We start from the raw sequence: 18,371 nt of genomic DNA, 5'->3' as shown, positions 1-18,371 counted from the left end.
GCATCGCTTCCGCGCTGCCCGACCTGCATTTTTACTTGTGTGCCACGTCCAGCTTGTCGACGGTGTCGAACTCGAACTTGATCTCTTTCCACGTTTCCATGGCGATCTTCAGTTCCGGGCTGGATTTCGCGGCTTCGGTCAGGATGGACTTGCCTTCCTTCTCGACTGCTACGCCCTGGTTGCGCGCTGCCACACAGGCCTCGAGCGCAACGCGGTTGGCTGCCGCACCGGCCGCATTGCCCCACGGGTGACCCAGCGTGCCGCCGCCGAACTGCAACACGGAGTCGTCGCCGAAGATGGTCACCAGCGCCGGCATGTGCCATACGTGGATACCGCCGGAGGCGACCGGCAAGACGCCGGGCATGGAGCCCCAGTCCTGATCGAAGAAGAGGCCGCGACTGCGGTCTTCCTTGATGAACTCGTCGCGCATGGTGTCGATCCAGCCCAGCGTCGCCTCGCGGTCGCCTTCCAGCTTGCCGACCACGGTGCCCGAGTGCAGGTGGTCGCCGCCGGACAGGCGCAGCACCTTGGTCAGCACGCGGAAGTGGATGCCGTGGTGCGGATTGCGGTCCAGTACGGCGTGCATGGCGCGGTGAATGTGCAGCAGCATGCCGTTATTGCGGCACCAGTTGGCCAGGCCGGTGTTGGCGGTCAGGCCGCCGGTCAGGTAGTCGTGCATGATGATCGGTGCGCCGATCTCCTTGGCAAACTCGGCGCGCTTGTACATCTCTTCCGGCGTCGGCGCGGTCACGTTCAGGTAGTGGCCCTTGCGCTCGCCGGTCTCGCGCTCGGCTTTCAGCGTGGCTTCGTGCACGAATTCGAAACGGTCGCGCCAGCGCATGAACGGCTGGCTATTGACGTTCTCGTCGTCCTTGGTGAAATCCAGGCCACCGCGCAGGCACTCGTACACGGCACGGCCGTAGTTCTTGGCGGAGAGACCCAATTTGGGCTTGATGGTGCAGCCCAGCAGCGGGCGGCCATACTTGTTCATCTTGTCGCGCTCGACCTGGATGCCCTGAGGAGGTCCGCCGCAAGTCTTCACATAGGCGATCGGGAAGCGCACGTCTTCCAGACGCAGGGCGCGCAACGCCTTGAAGCCGAACACGTTGCCGACCAGCGAGGTCAGCACGTTGACGACAGAGCCCTCTTCGAACAAGTCGATCGGGTAAGCAACAAACGCATAGAAGCAGGTATCATCTCCGGGCACGTCTTCGATGCGATAGGCACGCCCCTTGTAGTAATCCAGATCGGTCAGCAGATCGGTCCATACCGTGGTCCAGGTGCCGGTTGAGGACTCTGCGGCGACTGCGGCCGCAACTTCTTCACGGTCCACGCCAGGCTGAGGGGTGATCTTGAAACAGGCGAGGATGTCGGTATCCAGCGGGGTGTATTCCGGCGTCCAGTAGGTTTGCCGGTATTCTTTTACACCGGCGTTATATGTCTTGACTGCCATGGCGAACTCCTTGTTATCAGGTTGAACATGTATCCTCCAGTACGAAAGATTTCGTGGCTCAGAAGAGCGTGCAGCCACTATAAACAGGAGCAACCATAAATAATAATTGTAATTTTCGATGTAAACGATAGACTAATATCTATGGTTTTTTGAGTAAAGAACATGATGAAAAACGCGACATTGCGCCAGCTCAAGGTGTTTGAGTCGGTGGCACGCAATCTAAGCTACACCCGCGCAGCCGAGGAGCTGTACCTGACCCAACCAACGGTATCGATACAGATCAAGCAGTTAACCGATATCGTCGGGCTACCCCTGCTGGAACAGATCGGCAAACGCATCTACCTGACCGACCCCGGGCGCGAGTTGCTCAAGGTCTGCCGAAATATCTTTGAGGATATGTCCCGTTTCGAGATGCTGGTCTCGGACATGAAAGGGGTGAAGGCGGGAAAGCTGAACCTGGCCATCATCACTACTGCCAAGTATTTCGTACCGCGTCTGCTTGGGCTTTTCTGCCAGCGCTATCCGGGTATCGACGTGTCACTCAAGGTGACCAATCGGGAACGGGTACTGCAACGCCTCGCCGACAACCAGGATGACCTGTACGTACTCGGAGCGCCACCGGAAGATATGGATATAGAGATAGAACCCTTCCTGGAAAATCCGTTGGTCGTGCTGGCCGCAAGCAACCATGCTTTGGCAGCAGAAAAGAATATCTCCTTGCAACGTCTGACTGAAGAACAGTTCCTGATGCGCGAACAAGGTTCCGGCATCCGTCTGGCCACTGAACAATTCTTTGCCGAAAGAGGGCTGAAGCTAAAAGTGAGGATGGAACTCGGCAGCAACGAAGCGATCAAGCAGGCAGTGGTTGGCGGGCTGGGAATTGCCGTGCTGTCGGCGCATACCCTTGCGCTGGATCGCGACAGCCAGGAACTGGCTATCCTCGATGTGCAGGGCTTCCCGATCCAGCGTCACTGGTATCTGGCCCATCCCAAGGAAAAACAGCTATCGGTGGTCGCCTTGGCCTTCCTCGAATTCCTGCACAAGGAGAGCAAGCTGGTTGGTGAAAAATACCTGCAGGGTATCCCCGGCTTTCCCACTCGAAAAAATGGCGGCAAGGACAGAAAGGATTCCGCCTGATTTGATGTCAGCCATATGCAAAAAGCAAAGGGGACTTGCGCCCCCTTTTTTTATTCAGGCTTACTCGTAGCTGGTACGCCGGATCGACCTGGAAACTGCGCTCTCCATCCAGTGTTTTACCCGCACAGCATCGCCGACGCGAGTGCGCTTACCCCAGGAATCCAGCAACACGATGATCACTGGTCGATCGGTTATCCTCGCCTGCATGACCAGGCAACGCCCGGCCTCGCTGATGTAGCCGGTCTTGCTGAGACCGATATCCCATTGGGAATTCCTGACCAGGGGATTGGTATTGCTGAAACGCAATGTACGTCGACTATCCACTTGCACGATGCGCGAATGTGAGGTCGTGCAGTGCTGGATATATTCATAACCTTGCGCTGCCATCACCATTTTGACCAAGTCCTGAGCAGTCGAAACATTTGCACTGTTCAACCCGGTCGGATCCAGGAAGTGGGTAGAGTTCATCCCCAGTTCGCGCGCCTTGGCATTCATCATCGCCAGCATCACCGGCGTACCGCCCGGGTAAGTGCGCGCCAAAGCGGCCGCGGCACGGTTCTCCGATGACATCAAAGCCAGCTGGATCAGTTCCGCCCGCGTCAAAGTCATGCCGTTGCGCATACGAGAACGCGATCCCTTCAAATGATCTCGGTCTTCCGGGCTGATGCTGATTGGCTCATCCATCGGCAATTTGGCATCCAGAATGACCATTGCCGTCATCAGCTTGGTTATGGATGCAATGGGAACGACATTGTGGGAGTTCTTGGAATAGATCGGGCGCTGATCCTGTTCGTCATAGATCATGGCGATAGCGGATTGCAGCCTTGGAGGCGGCATATGGCTGAATGCAACGCTGGACGGCTGATCGTCGCGCACTACCGGATTCACGCCTTCATTGCCCTCCGCATGTACCAGCAACACATGGCTGAACAACGCCAACATGATGATTTTCTTAAACATGATTCCCCTTTGACTCTCCAAACGGCGTGGAGAATACCCTAAAAAACCAAATGGATACAATGATTGTGGCAAATTTGCTAATGTTCTTCCTGCTGCTGTAGCGCCCACATCTGCGAATAAATACCCTGTTTTTCCAACAGGTTACGATGTGTTCCACGCTCAACGATAGCACCTTTATCCATGACGAGAATCTGATGAGCGTCCACGACAGTCGACAGACGGTGGGCGATCACCAGGGTGGTGCGGTTCATGGCGATGCTGCGCAATTCGTCCTGAATGGCTTTTTCCGATTTCGAATCAAGCGCCGAAGTTGCCTCGTCGAAGATCAGGATCGCCGGATTCTTCAAAATGGCGCGCGCGATAGCCACTCGCTGCTTCTCGCCCCCGGAAAGCTTCAGGCCACGCTCCCCCACCATCGAATCGTAACCTTGCGGCAAGGATTCGATGAAAGTATGGATATGAGCGGATTGTGCCGCTGCGATCACCTCATCTCGCGAGGCGTCAGGCCGCCCATAGGCGATGTTGTAGTAGATGGTATCGTTGAACAACACGGTGTCCTGCGGCACGATGCCGATGGCAGCACGCAAACTGGCCTGGGTGACCGAGCGGATGTCCTGCCCGTCGATGGAGATGCTGCCCCCATCCACATCGTAGAAACGGAACAATAAACGCGACAGGGTGGATTTGCCTGCGCCGCTCGCCCCCACCACGGCTACCGTATGCCCCGCCGGAATGTCGAAACTCACGTCGTGCAATATCTCGCGCGACTTCTCATAGGAAAATCGGACTTTTTCGAAACGCACCCCCGACACATTACTGACGGAGTCAGCCGTTTGCGGGAGAGGGTGCGATGCGGCCACTCCCGCCCCCGTCGGCTCCGCCGCACCGTGTCTTGGCCGTACTGCAACGCCGTGCAGCTTGAGCGGAAGCGCGCTTGGTGCATCCTGTATTTCCCGGTTCTCATCCAGCAGCCGGAACATCCTTTCCATATCGGCCAATGAGTTCTTGATCTCACGATAGACGAATCCCAGGAAATGCAGCGGCATGTAGAGCTGCAACATATATACGTTCACCAGCACCAAGTCGCCGATGGTCATCGTGCCCTTCACCACTCCGTCGGCAGCCAGCAGCATAAGCAAGGTTACCCCGACGGCGATGATGATGCTCTGCCCGGCGTTAAGCGTGGCCAGCGAGGTCTGGTTGCGTACGGCCGAGACTTCCCAGCGCTGCATTTGCTCGTCATAGCGTTGTACTTCGTAGTGCTCGTTGCCGAAATATTTCACCGTCTCGTAATTGATCAGGCTGTCGATGGCACGCGTGTTGGCCTTGGAATCCATGTCATTCATGGTGCGTCGAAACACCATGCGCCATTCGGTGATCACCAAAGTGAAAATCACATAGATCAACAGCGTGACGAAGGTGATGATGGCGAACCAGGGGTTGTATTTCACGAACAGGATGCCCGCCACCAGCACGATCTCCAGCAGGGTTGGAAGGATATTGAACAGCAGAAAAGTAAGCAGGAAACTGATACCGCGCGTACCCCGCTCGATGTCGCGGGATACTCCGCCGGTCTGCCGCTCCAGATGGAAGCGCAAACTCAGATTGTGCAAATGCTCAAAGACCTGTAGCGCCACACGGCGGATGGCGCGCTGAGTGACCTTGGCGAACAATGCATCGCGCAACTCGCCGAACAGCGTACTGAACAGACGCAGCAGGCCGTATCCGACAACCAGAAACACAGGGATGGCCAGCATCGCTTTGGGCTTGCCCATCGCGTCCACGATCTCCTTGAGCACCAGCGGCACGGCAACGTTGGTGAGCTTCGCCAGCACCAGCAGCACGATCACCGACACCAGGCGGACTTTGAACTCCAGCAGATAGGGCATCAGACTGCGGATGACACGCCAATCGGTACGTGTTTGCGCGGATGGGGTGTGCGAATAGGGATTCATCTGAGTACACAATAAATGACAACTTGCATTATAGCTTGCTGATCAAATGTCAAAAAAACGGGCATCCATAAAGGATGCCCAAAACAGGAGGAGATACATAAAAGCGGAAGGGCGGGAGACCCAAGGCCGCTTTCATCTCTCTATGAGCAAGCGCCATGCCAATTTTATTGGCATTGATTCAAAAGGATTTTATAAGGAATGCCAATTTCAGTATTGAAAGGTAATGCACACGAATGTCGCACAGCGCACTAGCTGCGTGCATCAAACATTGAGCGCGGCACCCGCTGCACGGAGCGCGGGACCATAAAGCGCCGCCCGGTCGTTCAAGATCACGCGTACCGGCATCGCCTCCAACAGGTGACGCATCCGCCCCTTGTTCAGGAATGCCTCAAGGAACTGGCCGCCCTGCAGCAACGGCAATATCTTTGGTGCAATGCCCCCTCCTACGTACATGCCCCCGCGGCTCATCGTCTTCAAAGCGAGATTGCCGGCTTCCGCACCGTACAGGCGCACAAAGCAGTTCATCGTTTCGATGCAGACATCGTCCGTGCCAGCCGATGCCGCGCCGGAAATGGCGGCAGCAGCGTCACCTGACTGCATCTCCTCGGCAAGCCACCGGGGAACGGCAGATTTGCGGTAGCTGCGCAAAAAGTCGTGCAGATCGAGCAACCCCATGCCGGAGACGACACGCTCCCAGCTGACATGCGCATGTCGCAGTTGCAGGTGACGCAACAAAGCGATCTCGAGTTCCGTCTGTGGACTGAAGCTGCCATGCCCGCCTTCGGTCGCATAGGGGTGGTGCACTTGCCCGTCCCAAAACAAGCCTGCTTCGCCCAGTCCGGTACCGGCTGCGATGACAGCCGAGTTGCCGAGCGCCCCTGGCTCTCCCTGCTGCAAGGTCAGCAGGTCCGCAGCGCTCAAAGCCGGAAGTCCACAGGCAGTCGCCTCCAGATCGTTAAGCAGGGTGCAAACCCTGAAGCCGAAGCGCTGCTGCAAAACGTCGGCTTCGATATACCAGGGCAGGTTGGTGGTACGCACCGCCCTTGCATGCACCGGTCCTGCGATGCCAAACGCCGCAAAATCTGGCGTCTGCATACCGGTCAGAAAATCCGTCAGCAATGCCTCGAAGGTGGCGAAGTCGGAACTCGGATAACTGATTTCGCGTTCGACGTCGACATGCGTGTCGGCAACCTCGGCAATCGCCAGCCTTGTCTTGGTTCCGCCAATATCCCCTGCAACGACCCTGGTCATGTGCTCTCGCTTGCCATCGGCTCTATCGGCGCGACATGCCATACGCGTTCGGCATATTCGCGAACCGTACGGTCGCAGGAGAACTTGCCCATCCCGGCAACGTTCAGGATGGCACGCCTGGTCCATTCTTTTGGATCGCGATAGAGCTCGTTCACCTTGTCCTGGCAGGCAATATAGGCTGCGTAGTCTGCCAGCAACATAAAATGATCACCATTCTTGAGTAACGCGTCGGATATCTCCTGATAACGATTCGGCTCGTCCGGGCAAAAATAGCCGGTTGCGATCATGTCCAGCGCCTGTTTCAATTCTCCGTTTCCGTTGTAGTAGCTCAAAGGATCGTAACCCTGGCGCCGAAGCAAGTCGACCTCGGCGGCCGAAAGGCCGAACATGAAGAGATTCTCCGTACCCACCTCGTCGCCCATCTCTACATTCGCTCCGTCCAAGGTGCAGATAGTGAGCGCACCGTTCAATGCCAGCTTCATATTGCCCGTTCCGGAAGCCTCGGTTCCGGCAGTGGATATCTGTTCGGAAAGGTCGGCAGCCGGCACGATGCGCTCGGCATTCGAGACATCATAATTGGGCATGAACACCAGCTTCAGTTTGCCATCGATCAGCTGATCGTTATTGACGACCTCGGCCACATCGTTGACAAGACGAATGATGCGCTTGGCCATCGTATATCCGGGTGCGGCCTTGCCGGCGATGATCACGGTGCGCGGCATGACGTCTGGATGATTACCCGAACGAATGCGGTTGTATAACGTGATGACATGCAGCATGTTGAGCAACTGGCGCTTGTATTCATGAATACGCTTGATCTGGATGTCGAATATCGAAGACGGGTCGATCTCGATGCCGAGCTGTTTGCGTATCATCCCGGCCAGGCGTGCCTTGTTGGCTTGCTTGACTGCGCGGAATTGCTGCTGGAAAACCTCATTGTCTGCAAACTCGCGCAGCCGCTTCAATTGGTCAAGATCGGTCAGCCAAACATCGCCGACATATTCGGTGATCAGCCTGGACAACCCGGGATTGGCCTGGTTCAACCAGCGGCGCGGCGTGACACCGTTGGTTATATTGATGATCTTGCCCGGCATGACGCGTTCAAAATCGGCAAAGATCGTGCGTTTTATCAGTTCGGTATGCAGTGCGGCAACACCGTTCACGGCATGGCTGCCAATGATGGCGAGATGCGACATGCGCACGCGACGACCACCGGACTCGTCGATGATGGACAGGCGCTGCAGTAATTCGCCATCCCCCGGGAACTGGTGCATCACCTGTTGCAGGAAACGATGGTTGATCTCATAGATGATCTGCAGATGGCGCGGCAGCACGCTTTCGAGCATCGCCACCGGCCATGTCTCGAGCGCTTCCGGCATCAACGTGTGGTTAGTGTAGGAAAAGATGCGCGTTGTCAGCTCCCACGCCTCTTCCCATGTCTGATGATGGACATCCACCATCAGACGCATCATCTCGGCGATGGCAATGGACGGGTGCGTATCATTCAACTGCACAGCGACCTTGTCGGGCAACTGCACCCAGTTCGAGTGTTTTTTCTTGTAGCGGAAAAGCATGTCCTGCAATGAAGCGCTGACAAAGAAGTACTGCTGCTTCAGGCGCAATTCGCGCCCCATTTCAGTCGTGTCGTTGGGGTACAGCACCTTGGACAGGTTCTCCGACTCGTTCTTGTCGGCAACGGCCTGGATATAGTTGCCCTGGTTGAAATAACGCAGATCGAAATCGCGCGATGATTTCGCAGCCCATAACCGCATGTTATTGACCGTCTTGCCGCCGTAACCCGGAACCGGCGTGTCGTAAGCCATGGCCATCACATCATCGGTATCGACCCAATGGTGATGCAGCAAACCGTTCTCATGCCTGTACTCCACCACGCGGCCGTAGAACTTCACCGGATACAACAATTCCGGGCGCGGGAACTCCCACGGGTTGCCATAGCGCAGCCAGTTGTCCGGGTGTTCCATCTGTATGCCATTCTCTATGCTCTGGCGGAACATGCCGTATTCGTAGCGTATGCCATAACCGTAGCAGGGCAGATCCAGCGTCGCCATGGAATCGAGGATACATGCGGCCAGACGCCCCAGTCCGCCGTTGCCCAGCGCGGCATCCGCCTCGACTTCGGCAACCACCTCCAGCTCCTGCCCCAGCTCGTAGAGCGCGGCTTTGCATTGCTCTTCCATGCCCAGATTGAGCATTGCATTGCCGAGCGTGCGTCCCATCAGGAACTCGAGCGACAAGTAGTAAGTACGTTTTACATCCTGCTCGTAATAACGCTGCATGGTCTCCATCCAGCGCTCGACCAGGCGGTCGCGCACTGTCAGCGCCGTGATCTGGAACCAGTCGTGCGTGGTCGCGTCGGTATGGTATTTGCTGCTGGTGTATATGAGGTGGTCGCCGAGCGATACCTCGACCGCCTCCTTGCTCATCCCTGCATTTCGATGCTGCGGCGTCGCTTTATTGTTCATCGCTCCCCCAGTTGATGTGCAGGCATTCGCTCGAGCTGCGGCTCTAGCTGCAGATTCTCCGCGCGCCATCTGGCAGTGTCAATTCGCGGCGATGGCATCAGTGTGATTTGGAGATTCCCAGCACGCCGATGATGAGCCGCACCAATCCGTAACTCATGCGCGCCAGAACCCGAGTGCCCAGATTTGCCCGGGCCAGTTCTACGCGTCGCCCGTCCCGCTCGATGGCGCGCCACAAGCTACCGCGCAGGTCTCCGGAAAAGCCTTTATCCTGCACCGCCAGATTCGCCTCGCGTGCCAACAGCAAACTGAACGGATCGATATTGAACGAGCCCACGGTCGCCCACTCTCCATCGATGACCGCGACCTTGGCATGCAGATAGCTGGCATGATATTCGTAAATCTCCACACCTGCTGCCAGCAGGCGCCCGTATAGCGCCAGGGTGGCATAATGTTGCAGGCGGTATTCCACCTTGCCCTGCAACATCAGCACTACACGCACTCCGCGCTCCGCCGCATGCACCAGTGCGCGCAGGAACAGACGGCCCGGCAGGAAATAAGCATTGGCAATGATGACCTCATGCTGCGCGCCCGCGATGGCATTGAGATAGGCTCGTTCGATATCGCGCCGATGCCGCACGTTGTCACGCAGGACCAGTCTCACCTTTGCTGCAGGATGACTCCTGACCCGGTACCTGCGCCAGCCTTCCTCCCTGACACGCTTGCGGAACGCTGCCCAGGAAACCATTTCCCACAAGCGTTGCATTACCGCCTGTATCTCGCCCGCAAGCTCGCCTTTTACCCGTACGGCATAGTCCAGACGCGGCGCATCGAAACCCAGTCTTGCGGGGATGTCGCAAATGATGTTGATGCCTCCGACAAAAGCCACCGCCCCATCCATCACGGCCAGCTTGCGATGCATGCGCCGCAGGCGTCTCATCCTGCTGCGGCGCAAGGTAAAAGGGGATACTTCGGGCCTGAACAATTGCACTTCCACCCCGACCATGCGCAAAGCATCGACAAATTCACCCGACAACTCCGCCGAACCAAAGCCATCCAGCAACACCCGCACCACCACCCCGCGTTCTGCCGCCCTCTGCAATGCTTCCGCAACCATGTTGCCGGTCTCGTCGGAGGCAAAGATATAACTCTCCAGATAGATGGAATGTCTTGCCGCATCGATCTCGGTACACAGCTGGGGAAAGAACTCCGCGCCGTTCTGCAATAGCATCAGCTCGGCGCCGGATATCAGATGGGTACGATTCATATCCTTTCCAGTTGCGCGGAAAGCGCAGCATGATCCGACAATCGGCGCCATTTGCCGCCGATATGCACATCGCAATATTGCACGCTGAAACCGCGCACATATATCCGGTCCAACCGAAACACCGGGATGCGCGACGGAAAACTGCGGGCAGGCTTGCCTTCCTGCAGACCGAACACGTCTTGTACGCCGATCTCTTTGGCCAAAGCCCGGCTCAACTGGTTGCGCCAGTCATTGAAGTCCCCCGCGATGACCAGCGGTGCATCTTTGGGTATGTCGTTCAACACGTACTCGACCAAGGCTCTCATCTGCGCACGCTGCCCCTTGGCAAACAGTCCGAAGTGAGCGCAGAGACAATGTACCAGCTGCCCGCCGATCTCCACTTCGCAATGCAACAAACCGCGGCTCTCAAAACGATGCGCGGACACATCCTTGTTGAAAGCCTGCAGGATGGGGAAACGGCTGAGTACGGCATTACCATGATGACCTTCGTCGTAAACCGCGTTCATGCCATAAGCATGATGCGCCCAGAACTCATCGGCAAGAAACTCATGCTGGGGCTCGGCCGGATAATCGGCGTGGCGTTGCACATGACCCGCATGCTCGCCCTGCACCTCCTGCAGGAATACGATGTCGGCATCCAGTTCGCGCAAGCGTTCGCGCAATTCGTGCAGTACCACGCGACGATTGAATTGCGAGAAACCTTTATGGATATTGTAGGTAGCGATCTTGAGCGTGGTCATGGCTGGACATTCTACCTAATCGACAAACTGGCGTGCGCTATGCTCACGCCGAACAACCTGTCAGGCGTTCCCTATCCCTCGCGTCGGCAGATTGATCTGCCTGGCGAAATCAAGCATGCGCCGAATCGGCTCTACGGCACGCGGGATGATGACCGGATCGACGAATATCTCATTCTTGCCGGATTCCAGCACTTCTGCCAGGTTGATCAATCCGTTCATCGCCATCCACGGACAGTGGCTGCAACTGGTGCAGTTGGCGCCATGTCCGGCGGTGGGCGCTTCAAGAAAGAGCTTCTCTGGACACAAAGTGCGCATCTTGTGCAGGATGCCGTTATCCGTCGCGACGATGAATTTCCTGGCTGCCGAGTTCTGTGCCGCCTTGATCAGTTGCGTGGTGGAGCCGACCACATCCGCCAGCTTGACCACCGCTCGCGGTGATTCGGGATGAACCAGCACCAAGGCATCGGGATGCTGCGCTTTCAGCTCTTGCAATTCCAGGGACTTGTATTCGTCATGCACGATGCAGGAGCCTTGCCATAACAGCATGTCCGCGCCGGTCTGTTCCTGCACATAGCTTCCAAGGTGTCGGTCCGGCGCCCACAGAATCTTCTTGCCCTGCTCCATCAAATGCTTGACCACCGGCAAGGCAATGGAACTGGTCACCATCCAGTCGGCGCGCGCCTTCACTGCGGCGCTGGTGTTGGCATACACCACCACGGTGCGGTCGGGGTGCGCATCGCAGAACGCAGTGAATTCGTCCGCTGGGCAGCCCAAATCGAGCGAGCATTCGGCTTCCAGATCGGGCATCAGCACGCGTTTCTCGGGATTCAGTATCTTCGCCGTCTCGCCCATGAAACGCACGCCCGCCACGACGATGGTCTTGGCCGGATGCTGGTGGCCGAAATTGGCCATGTCGAGGGAGTCGGACACGATACCGCCGGTCTGTTCCGCCAGGTCCTGCAGATCCGAGTGCACGTAGTAATGTGCGACCAGCACGGCATCCTGCTCTTTCAACAGGCGCTTGATGCGTTCGATGAGCTCGGCCTTCTCGTTCGCTTCGGGTTCGCGCGGTTTCTTTGCCCATGCGTGCGCGGTGCTACAGGTGTGATGCACGGCATCGGGATGTTCATAGGCGACAGAGATGATGTTTTCAGCCATGTTGGATACGTTCCGGTAATTGCAGGATCGCCTCGCGGTTGCTCGGCGAGAAAACCTTTTCGGCAGCCACGTTCCATGGCAGCCACAGATAGCCGAGGTGCTCGCGCGGCGAGAGTTGGACTATGGCTGGCCGAGGGAGTTGCAGGCCAAAGACATGTTCGGTGTTGTGCGTGGTGCCTGGAGGGTAGCGATGTCTCCACTGCTCGTAGATCTCGTACACGTTCTGCTGCTGCCAATCGGCAAGCAAATAGCTCGTCGCATCCAGCCCGGTCTCTTCTGCCACCTCGCGGATAGCGGTCTCGCGCAAGCTCTCGTCGCCATCGCGGCTGCCGGTCACCGATTGCCAATAGCCGGGGAAATCCGCCCGTTCCAGCAGCAGCACATCAAGTGCTGCGGTATAAATAACGATGAGAGCGGAGACGGGTTGCTTGTAGGTGCGCATTACGCAAAGAACACCCAGAATGCCTTGTGCTGCAATTCCCAGAACGACACCGTGGCATCAAGCACATTGTCCAGCCTGGGTTCGCCTGAAGACTCGCCGTGCAGCAGCAACACATAGCCGGGGGCGGGGCGCCACGAAAGATCTCCCAGTGTATCGGCCAGTGCGTCCCAGTTATGACCGAACCAGTCCGGTGCCGCTATCGCGCGCGCCAATTCTGCCAGCACCTCGCCTTTGCCGCTGGCCGCCGCAATATCCGCTTCAAACATAGCGAATCCGCATTCAGCCGCGCTCTCTCGCAGATCCGCCAGCGGGCAATTGAGTCGATAGACCCCCGCCTCTTGCACGTTCTGCAATCGCCTGCACAGATCGCTCATCTGCCTTCCTCCCCGATGCGTCTGAATGTCCGGTAATGATCGCCAGTAAAGTAGCATTCAGGCACGATGCCACACACGATGCGCCGCGGACCGCGATTGCGCAGACCCGGCGTTCTTACCGTGTACTCATGGTAATAGCCGTGCGGTTGTTGCGGCAAGGAATGTTCATAATTGCCGAACACCACACCGTCGCGTGGATAGGGAAAGGGGCCGCCCTGTTTGATCCGGAGCAAAGCATCGCGCGCTTCCGCCGGCAGCTCGGCAACAGCAATGCTGGAAGTATTGTCGAGATCGTGCGAATGATGGCTACGGGCCTGAGCAAGCGGCAAACACAGCAGCAAGCCGAAAAACAGCCACCACTGTGCTTGTGTAACGCGCCGCATCTTATTCCTTTGGCGTTTCGACCGTCGCTGGTTGGCGCAGGCGGATGTGCAGTTCGCGCAACTGTTTCTCGTCCACTGGTGAGGGCGCCTGGGTCAGCAGGCATTGTGCTCGTTGCGTTTTGGGGAACGCAATCACGTCGCGAATGGATTCGGAACCGGTCATCATGGTGACGATACGGTCCAGGCCGAAGGCCAGCCCACCGTGCGGCGGTGCGCCATATTGCAGCGCGTCGAGCAGGAAACCGAACTTGAGCTGCGCTTCTTCAGCACCGATATTGAGCGCACGGAACACCTTGCTCTGTACTTCCTCCTTGTGGATACGCACCGAGCCGCCGCCGATCTCGGAGCCGTTCAGCGCCAGGTCGTAAGCCTTGGCCAGACACTTGCCCGGATCGCTCTCCAGCAACGCGAGATGTTCGTCCTTGGGCGCGGTGAAAGGGTGATGGCAGGCATTCCAGCGCTTGGCTTCGTCGTCGTATTCGAACATCGGGAAATCCACCACCCACAGCGGCTCCCATGCCTTGCCGTTGGTATAGCCTTTCTCGTGGCCGATCTTGCTGCGCAACGCACCGAGTGCGTCGTTGACGATCTTGGCCTTGTCGGCACCGAAGAAGATGATGTCGCCGTTCTGTGCGCCGGTACGCTCGACGATGGTCTTGAGCGCCGCTTCGTGCAGGTTCTTGACGATGGGCGATTGCAGGCCTTCTTCGTTCAGCTTGGTGATGTCGTTGACCTTGATGTAGGCCAGCCCCTTGGCACCGTAGATGCCAACGAACTTGGTGTACTCGTCGATCTCGCCGCGCGAGAACGCGCCGCCCTTGGGCACGCGCAAGGCTGCAACACGACCGTTGTCGGAATTCGCCACGCCGGCGAACACTTTGAATGCAACATCCTTCACCGCATCGGTCACCTCGGTGATCTCCAGCGTCACGCGCATGTCCGGCTTGTCCGAACCAAAACGGCCCATCGCCTCGGCATAGGTCATGCGCGGGAACGGGTTGGGTAGCGCCACATTCAGCACCTCCTTGAACACGGTGCGGATCATCTCTTCCATCAGCACCATGATCTGCTCTTCCGTCAGGAAGGAGGTCTCGATATCCACCTGGGTGAATTCCGGCTGGCGATCGGCACGCAGGTCTTCGTCGCGGAAGCACTTGGTGATCTGGTAGTAGCGGTCGAAGCCCGCCACCATCAGCATCTGCTTGAACAGCTGCGGCGACTGCGGCAGCGCGAAGAACTCGCCCGCATGCACACGCGACGGCACCAGGTAGTCGCGTGCGCCTTCCGGCGTGGACTTGGTCAGCATCGGGGTCTCGATGTCGATGAAGCCCTTGTCGTCGAGGAAGCGGCGGAACGCGCGCGCTGTCTTGTAGCGCAACATCATGTTGTGTTGCATCTGCGGACGGCGCAGGTCGATGACGCGATGGGTCAGGCGCACATTCTCGGACAGGTTCTCGTCGTCCAGCTGGAACGGGGGCGTGACCGAGACATTCAGCACTTCGATCTCGTGACAGAGTATCTCGATCTCACCGCTGGGGATGTTCTTGTTGTCGGTACCTTCGGGACGGCGGCGCACGCGACCGGTGACCTTCAGCACGAATTCGTTGCGCACCGATTCGGCGATGGCAAACATATCGGCGCGATCCGGGTCGCACACCACTTGCGCGAGTCCCTCGCGGTCGCGCAGGTCGATGAAGATCACTCCGCCGTGGTCGCGGCGGCGATGTGCCCAGCCGCACAAAGTGACGGTCTGGCCGAGGTTACTAACGTTAAGTTGCCCGCAATAATGAGTACGCATAGATGGTTCAGTTCGATCAGAAAAACAAAGATGGAGGGTTACAAAGGTTTAGACAGGTGCGCTGCGTCCGGGGTAGTCACGACGCCCATGGAGATGATGGCCTTGAAAGCCGCATCGACGCTGATATCCAGCTCGACCGTCTCGGACTTCTTGACGTAAAAATAGAAACCGTTCACGGGGCTTGGCGTCGTCGGCACGAACACGCCGACGTACTCTTCCCCGTGCAGCATGCGCGTCACCTCGCCCGGCACGGTGGTCTGGAATGCCAACGACCAGGCATCGGGATGTGGATAGCGCACCAGCAACACCTTGCCGAATGCATTCCCATTCTCGGACAACAATGTATCGCTGACTTGCTTGACACTGTTGTAGATGGCATTGACGAAGGGGATACGGCGCAACAAGCCTTCCCAGTAAATCAGCAACTGCTGGCCAAACACATTGCGCACCAGCAAACCGGTCGTCAGCACCACCACAGCCGTCAGGATGACACCCAGGCCGGGGATGTGGATACCCAGCAGCCAGTCCGGCTGCCAGTGCGCTGGCAACAAGGTCAGTGTCTGGTCCAGAATGCCGATGATGAGATTCAGTACCCACAGGGTAATTCCCAGCGGCACCCACACCAGCAGGCCGGTCAGCAGATATTTTTTCACGAGTGCGCACCCGCAGACGGACATGACGCACAAGGCGAGGCTTCGCACGAACCGGGCTTGTTCTTGAAATCGGTGGCGTAGTAGCCGTTGCCTTTGAGCTGAAATCCAGCAGCGCTGAGCTGTTTGGCGAACGTTTCCTTGCCACATTCAGGGCATTTGGTCAGCGGCGCATCGCTCAACTTCTGCATCACATCCTTTTGCGTACCACAACTGCTGCAACGATATTCGTAAATAGGCATAACCCGCTCCTATATTGGAAAGGCGCGCATTATACCCTGCGCCCCCGTTTTCGCAGAAGCGGCTTTATCGCAGCAGCATCTCCACGATGCGCTGGCCGGTATGGCCGTCGACATAAAGATTGCGATGGCTGGAGAATGCCCGGTAATAGGCGGGATCGTCCAGGAACATGACGCACTCCCGCAGGATACGTTCAGTCTCGGTCCCAACCAGTTTGACGTTTCCGGCATCGATCGCCTGCGGGCGTTCGGCCACATCGCGCAACACCAGTATCGGCTTGCACAATGACAGCGCCTCCTTCAGCGTATCGTCAAGGTCGGTGAGAATGAGGTAGGCCGATTGCATCAGGTAAACGAAGTGCAGGTAATCCTGCGGTTGAATGAGCGTGATGTTGGGATGACTGGCGAAGACCTCGTCCACAACCGAGTTTTGCTTGGCATCAGGATGCAAGGGATAGACCACCTGGACGTCTGCGCGCATCGCCAGACGTTTCAAAGCACGACATAGGCTTTCCAGGCGCCCCTCTTCGTTCCCGTGCTTGTGTCCGGCAACGAAGATCAGGCGTTTCTTCGGATCAAGAAACGGGAAAGCGGCCGCCAAACCGTTTTTCAGCACATCATCGCCATGAATACGCTCTGCCACCATCAACAATGCATCCACCGCCATGCTGTCGGTCAGGTAAATCTTTTCGGCAGCCACACCCTCTCTAAGCAAATTGTCGCGAGACGCCTCGGACGGAACGAAATAATACGTGGCTAGCCGCTCAATCTCATTGCGCCTCTCTTCTGATGTGCTGCCATGGCGCAATTCGTGCATATGCAAACCGGTTTTCAGGTCGCAGGATAGAGGCGCATTCAGATATCTGGAGTCGATTGCGAAATCCGGCTCCCCATGCATCAGCACACAATCCGGCTTGTGTTTTTCAATCATGATGTCCACGAATTTCGGTCCGTCGGCACTTTGCACCTGCTCCGGCTGACCGAACTCCGCGTCGGGTTGAATGCCGAAGATATCGAGCAGTTGATCGATCGCATGGCGATTTCGCCCAGCAACGCAAACAATAGTTTGTATCGAGGGTGACGACCTGAAACGGTGTATCAGTGGAGCCATGAGGATCGCCTCGGAACGATCTCCAACGACCACAAGTATCTTGCGCACCTATCTGCCCGGACTGGCCGAATGCAACCTGAACTCACCATTTGCAAAAACGGCTTCCGCAACCGGAACACTTTCCGCCGCCCTGCTCTTCATGGAGAAAAGGCCATATACAAGGAAGAAAATAATGCCTAGCCAGACTGGTTTCATGCGCTGTCCTTATTCAAGTTGTCCCCGCACCTTCCGGGAACCTCATGAACTAGAGAACGCAACAACCGTGCCATACATCAGAATCAGCCTGAAACACCCGCAAACTGGCGTTTGCGCGCGATGGTGTTGTGTTTGCACACCCTTGAGTGCGACGATGCCCGGACAACCTTTGACGGCAGGCAGACACCATCCATAACCTGAACAGGGTTTATGCGTGCATGCTCAACCATTTTCCGGGCGCAAGCCCGTCGATCGTCCATTTTCCGATCGAATATCGAATCAGGCGCAAGGTTGGAAACCCTACCGCCGCCGTCATTCGTCTCACTTGGCGGTTCTTGCCTTCATGGATGGTCAGCCATAACCAGCAGGTGGGGATATCTTTGCGAAAACGAACAGGCGGGTCTCGCAGCCACAAACCTTGCGGTTCGGCCATCAGATTTGCCTCGGCAGGCAAGGTCATACCGTCCTTGAGCTGTATGCCGCGCCGCAACTGCTCCAGCGCCGTTGCGTCGGGAATGCCTTCCACCTGTACCCAATAGGTCTTGGGCTGTTTATGTTTGGGGTCGGTGATGCGATGCTGTAACTTGCCGTCGTCAGTAAGCAGCAACAGGCCTTCGCTGTCGGTATCGAGGCGACCCGCGGGATAAACATCCGGAACGGCGATATAATCCGCCAGCGTCGGGTGCATCCCGTCACGACTGAATTGGCAGATCACGCCATAGGGTTTGTTGAACAGCAGGATGCGACTCATCTAATTCACTTAAGCGATTTGCAAACA

At 57.2% G+C, this 18,371-nt stretch carries 17 protein-coding genes; 1 reads left to right on the top strand and 16 read right to left on the bottom strand.

Going from position 1 to position 18,371, the window contains the following annotated elements:
- Window positions 1-31 precede the first annotated feature (31 nt).
- The gene (locus tag SLIT_RS04920) at window positions 32-1,453 is read right to left on the bottom strand and encodes a form I ribulose bisphosphate carboxylase large subunit (protein ID WP_013029121.1); all 1,422 of its coding nucleotides are present in this window, start codon (window positions 1,451-1,453) and stop codon (window positions 32-34) included.
- A gap of 165 nt (window positions 1,454-1,618) precedes the next feature.
- Here SLIT_RS04920 and SLIT_RS04915 point away from each other — a divergent pair, with 165 nt between their 5' ends.
- Window positions 1,619-2,590: a LysR family transcriptional regulator gene (locus SLIT_RS04915; RefSeq protein ID WP_049871037.1), complete on the top strand. Its 972-nt coding sequence runs from the start codon at window positions 1,619-1,621 to the stop codon at window positions 2,588-2,590.
- Between the two features lie 60 nt (window positions 2,591-2,650).
- Here the strand turns inward: SLIT_RS04915 and pbpG are convergent, their stop codons facing one another.
- The 15 genes from pbpG to SLIT_RS04840 form a co-directional block, all read right to left on the bottom strand.
- Window positions 2,651-3,550 (bottom strand): D-alanyl-D-alanine endopeptidase, encoded by a 900-nt coding sequence (gene pbpG, locus SLIT_RS04910; RefSeq protein ID WP_013029119.1) that lies wholly within the window; start codon window positions 3,548-3,550, stop codon window positions 2,651-2,653.
- A gap of 77 nt (window positions 3,551-3,627) precedes the next feature.
- Complete coding sequence (locus tag SLIT_RS04905) at window positions 3,628-5,505, bottom strand: ABCB family ABC transporter ATP-binding protein/permease (RefSeq protein ID WP_013029118.1); 1,878 nt, start codon at window positions 5,503-5,505, stop codon at window positions 3,628-3,630.
- Window positions 5,506-5,766: 261 nt separating this feature from the next.
- Window positions 5,767-6,756, bottom strand: a complete 990-nt coding sequence (gene glk / locus SLIT_RS04900; RefSeq protein WP_013029117.1) for a glucokinase — start codon at window positions 6,754-6,756, stop codon at window positions 5,767-5,769.
- Window positions 6,753-9,239 (bottom strand): glycogen/starch/alpha-glucan phosphorylase, encoded by a 2,487-nt coding sequence (locus SLIT_RS04895; protein WP_013029116.1) that lies wholly within the window; start codon window positions 9,237-9,239, stop codon window positions 6,753-6,755. Before SLIT_RS04895 ends, glk begins: the two co-directional genes overlap by 4 nt.
- Window positions 9,240-9,336: 97 nt before the next feature.
- The gene (clsB, locus tag SLIT_RS04890; protein ID WP_013029115.1) at window positions 9,337-10,503 is read right to left on the bottom strand and encodes a cardiolipin synthase ClsB; all 1,167 of its coding nucleotides are present in this window, start codon (window positions 10,501-10,503) and stop codon (window positions 9,337-9,339) included.
- Window positions 10,500-11,243 (bottom strand): endonuclease/exonuclease/phosphatase family protein, encoded by a 744-nt coding sequence (locus tag SLIT_RS04885; RefSeq protein ID WP_013029114.1) that lies wholly within the window; start codon window positions 11,241-11,243, stop codon window positions 10,500-10,502. Before SLIT_RS04885 ends, clsB begins: the two co-directional genes overlap by 4 nt.
- Before the next feature lie 60 nt (window positions 11,244-11,303).
- The gene (nadA, locus tag SLIT_RS04880) at window positions 11,304-12,401 is read right to left on the bottom strand and encodes a quinolinate synthase NadA (protein ID WP_013029113.1); all 1,098 of its coding nucleotides are present in this window, start codon (window positions 12,399-12,401) and stop codon (window positions 11,304-11,306) included.
- Entirely contained in the window at window positions 12,394-12,843 is a 450-nt protein-coding gene (nudB, locus tag SLIT_RS04875) for a dihydroneopterin triphosphate diphosphatase (protein WP_013029112.1), read from the bottom strand. The genes nadA and nudB overlap by 8 nt, the downstream gene beginning before the upstream one ends.
- On the bottom strand, window positions 12,843-13,217 hold the full coding sequence (locus SLIT_RS04870; protein WP_013029111.1) for a barstar family protein: 375 nt from the start codon (window positions 13,215-13,217) through the stop codon (window positions 12,843-12,845). Before SLIT_RS04870 ends, nudB begins: the two co-directional genes overlap by 1 nt.
- The gene (locus SLIT_RS04865; RefSeq protein WP_013029110.1) at window positions 13,214-13,600 is read right to left on the bottom strand and encodes a guanyl-specific ribonuclease; all 387 of its coding nucleotides are present in this window, start codon (window positions 13,598-13,600) and stop codon (window positions 13,214-13,216) included. Before SLIT_RS04865 ends, SLIT_RS04870 begins: the two co-directional genes overlap by 4 nt.
- A gap of 1 nt (window position 13,601) precedes the next feature.
- Window positions 13,602-15,398 carry an aspartate--tRNA ligase gene (gene aspS / locus SLIT_RS04860; RefSeq protein WP_013029109.1) on the bottom strand — a complete coding sequence of 599 codons (1,797 nt, stop codon included), beginning with the start codon at window positions 15,396-15,398 and terminating at the stop codon, window positions 13,602-13,604.
- A gap of 38 nt (window positions 15,399-15,436) precedes the next feature.
- Complete coding sequence (locus SLIT_RS04855) at window positions 15,437-16,051, bottom strand: DUF502 domain-containing protein (protein WP_223293825.1); 615 nt, start codon at window positions 16,049-16,051, stop codon at window positions 15,437-15,439.
- Window positions 16,048-16,290 (bottom strand): FmdB family zinc ribbon protein, encoded by a 243-nt coding sequence (locus SLIT_RS04850; protein ID WP_013029107.1) that lies wholly within the window; start codon window positions 16,288-16,290, stop codon window positions 16,048-16,050. Before SLIT_RS04850 ends, SLIT_RS04855 begins: the two co-directional genes overlap by 4 nt.
- A 64-nt stretch (window positions 16,291-16,354) precedes the next feature.
- Window positions 16,355-17,431 (bottom strand): non-hydrolyzing UDP-N-acetylglucosamine 2-epimerase, encoded by a 1,077-nt coding sequence (gene wecB / locus SLIT_RS04845; RefSeq protein ID WP_223293844.1) that lies wholly within the window; start codon window positions 17,429-17,431, stop codon window positions 16,355-16,357.
- A 370-nt stretch (window positions 17,432-17,801) separates the two neighbouring features.
- On the bottom strand, window positions 17,802-18,344 hold the full coding sequence (locus SLIT_RS04840) for an rRNA large subunit pseudouridine synthase E (RefSeq protein WP_013029105.1): 543 nt from the start codon (window positions 18,342-18,344) through the stop codon (window positions 17,802-17,804).
- Between the last annotated feature and the right edge of the window lie 27 nt (window positions 18,345-18,371).

The sequence above is a fragment of the Sideroxydans lithotrophicus ES-1 genome, from assembly GCF_000025705.1.
Lineage (GTDB): Bacteria > Pseudomonadota > Gammaproteobacteria > Burkholderiales > Gallionellaceae > Sideroxyarcus > Sideroxyarcus lithotrophicus.
Note: the sequence above shows the minus strand (reverse complement) of the source record. Positions and strands in the feature narration are given on the sequence as shown.

Coding starts and splice junctions, on each gene's coding strand:
- SLIT_RS04905 (WP_013029118.1), bottom strand. CDS start 5,505: ATGAATCCCTATTCGCACACCCCATCCGCGCAAACACGTACCGATTGG.
- aspS (WP_013029109.1), bottom strand. CDS start 15,398: ATGCGTACTCATTATTGCGGGCAACTTAACGTTAGTAACCTCGGCCAG.
- SLIT_RS04840 (WP_013029105.1), bottom strand. CDS start 18,344: ATGAGTCGCATCCTGCTGTTCAACAAACCCTATGGCGTGATCTGCCAA.
- clsB (WP_013029115.1), bottom strand. CDS start 10,503: ATGAATCGTACCCATCTGATATCCGGCGCCGAGCTGATGCTATTGCAG.
- SLIT_RS04850 (WP_013029107.1), bottom strand. CDS start 16,290: ATGCCTATTTACGAATATCGTTGCAGCAGTTGTGGTACGCAAAAGGAT.
- SLIT_RS04870 (WP_013029111.1), bottom strand. CDS start 13,217: ATGAGCGATCTGTGCAGGCGATTGCAGAACGTGCAAGAGGCGGGGGTC.
- SLIT_RS04865 (WP_013029110.1), bottom strand. CDS start 13,600: ATGCGGCGCGTTACACAAGCACAGTGGTGGCTGTTTTTCGGCTTGCTG.
- SLIT_RS04885 (WP_013029114.1), bottom strand. CDS start 11,243: ATGACCACGCTCAAGATCGCTACCTACAATATCCATAAAGGTTTCTCG.
- SLIT_RS04915 (WP_049871037.1), top strand. CDS start 1,619: ATGAAAAACGCGACATTGCGCCAGCTCAAGGTGTTTGAGTCGGTGGCA.
- SLIT_RS04920 (WP_013029121.1), bottom strand. CDS start 1,453: ATGGCAGTCAAGACATATAACGCCGGTGTAAAAGAATACCGGCAAACC.
- pbpG (WP_013029119.1), bottom strand. CDS start 3,550: ATGTTTAAGAAAATCATCATGTTGGCGTTGTTCAGCCATGTGTTGCTG.
- nudB (WP_013029112.1), bottom strand. CDS start 12,843: ATGCGCACCTACAAGCAACCCGTCTCCGCTCTCATCGTTATTTATACC.
- nadA (WP_013029113.1), bottom strand. CDS start 12,401: ATGGCTGAAAACATCATCTCTGTCGCCTATGAACATCCCGATGCCGTG.
- SLIT_RS04895 (WP_013029116.1), bottom strand. CDS start 9,239: ATGAACAATAAAGCGACGCCGCAGCATCGAAATGCAGGGATGAGCAAG.
- glk (WP_013029117.1), bottom strand. CDS start 6,756: ATGACCAGGGTCGTTGCAGGGGATATTGGCGGAACCAAGACAAGGCTG.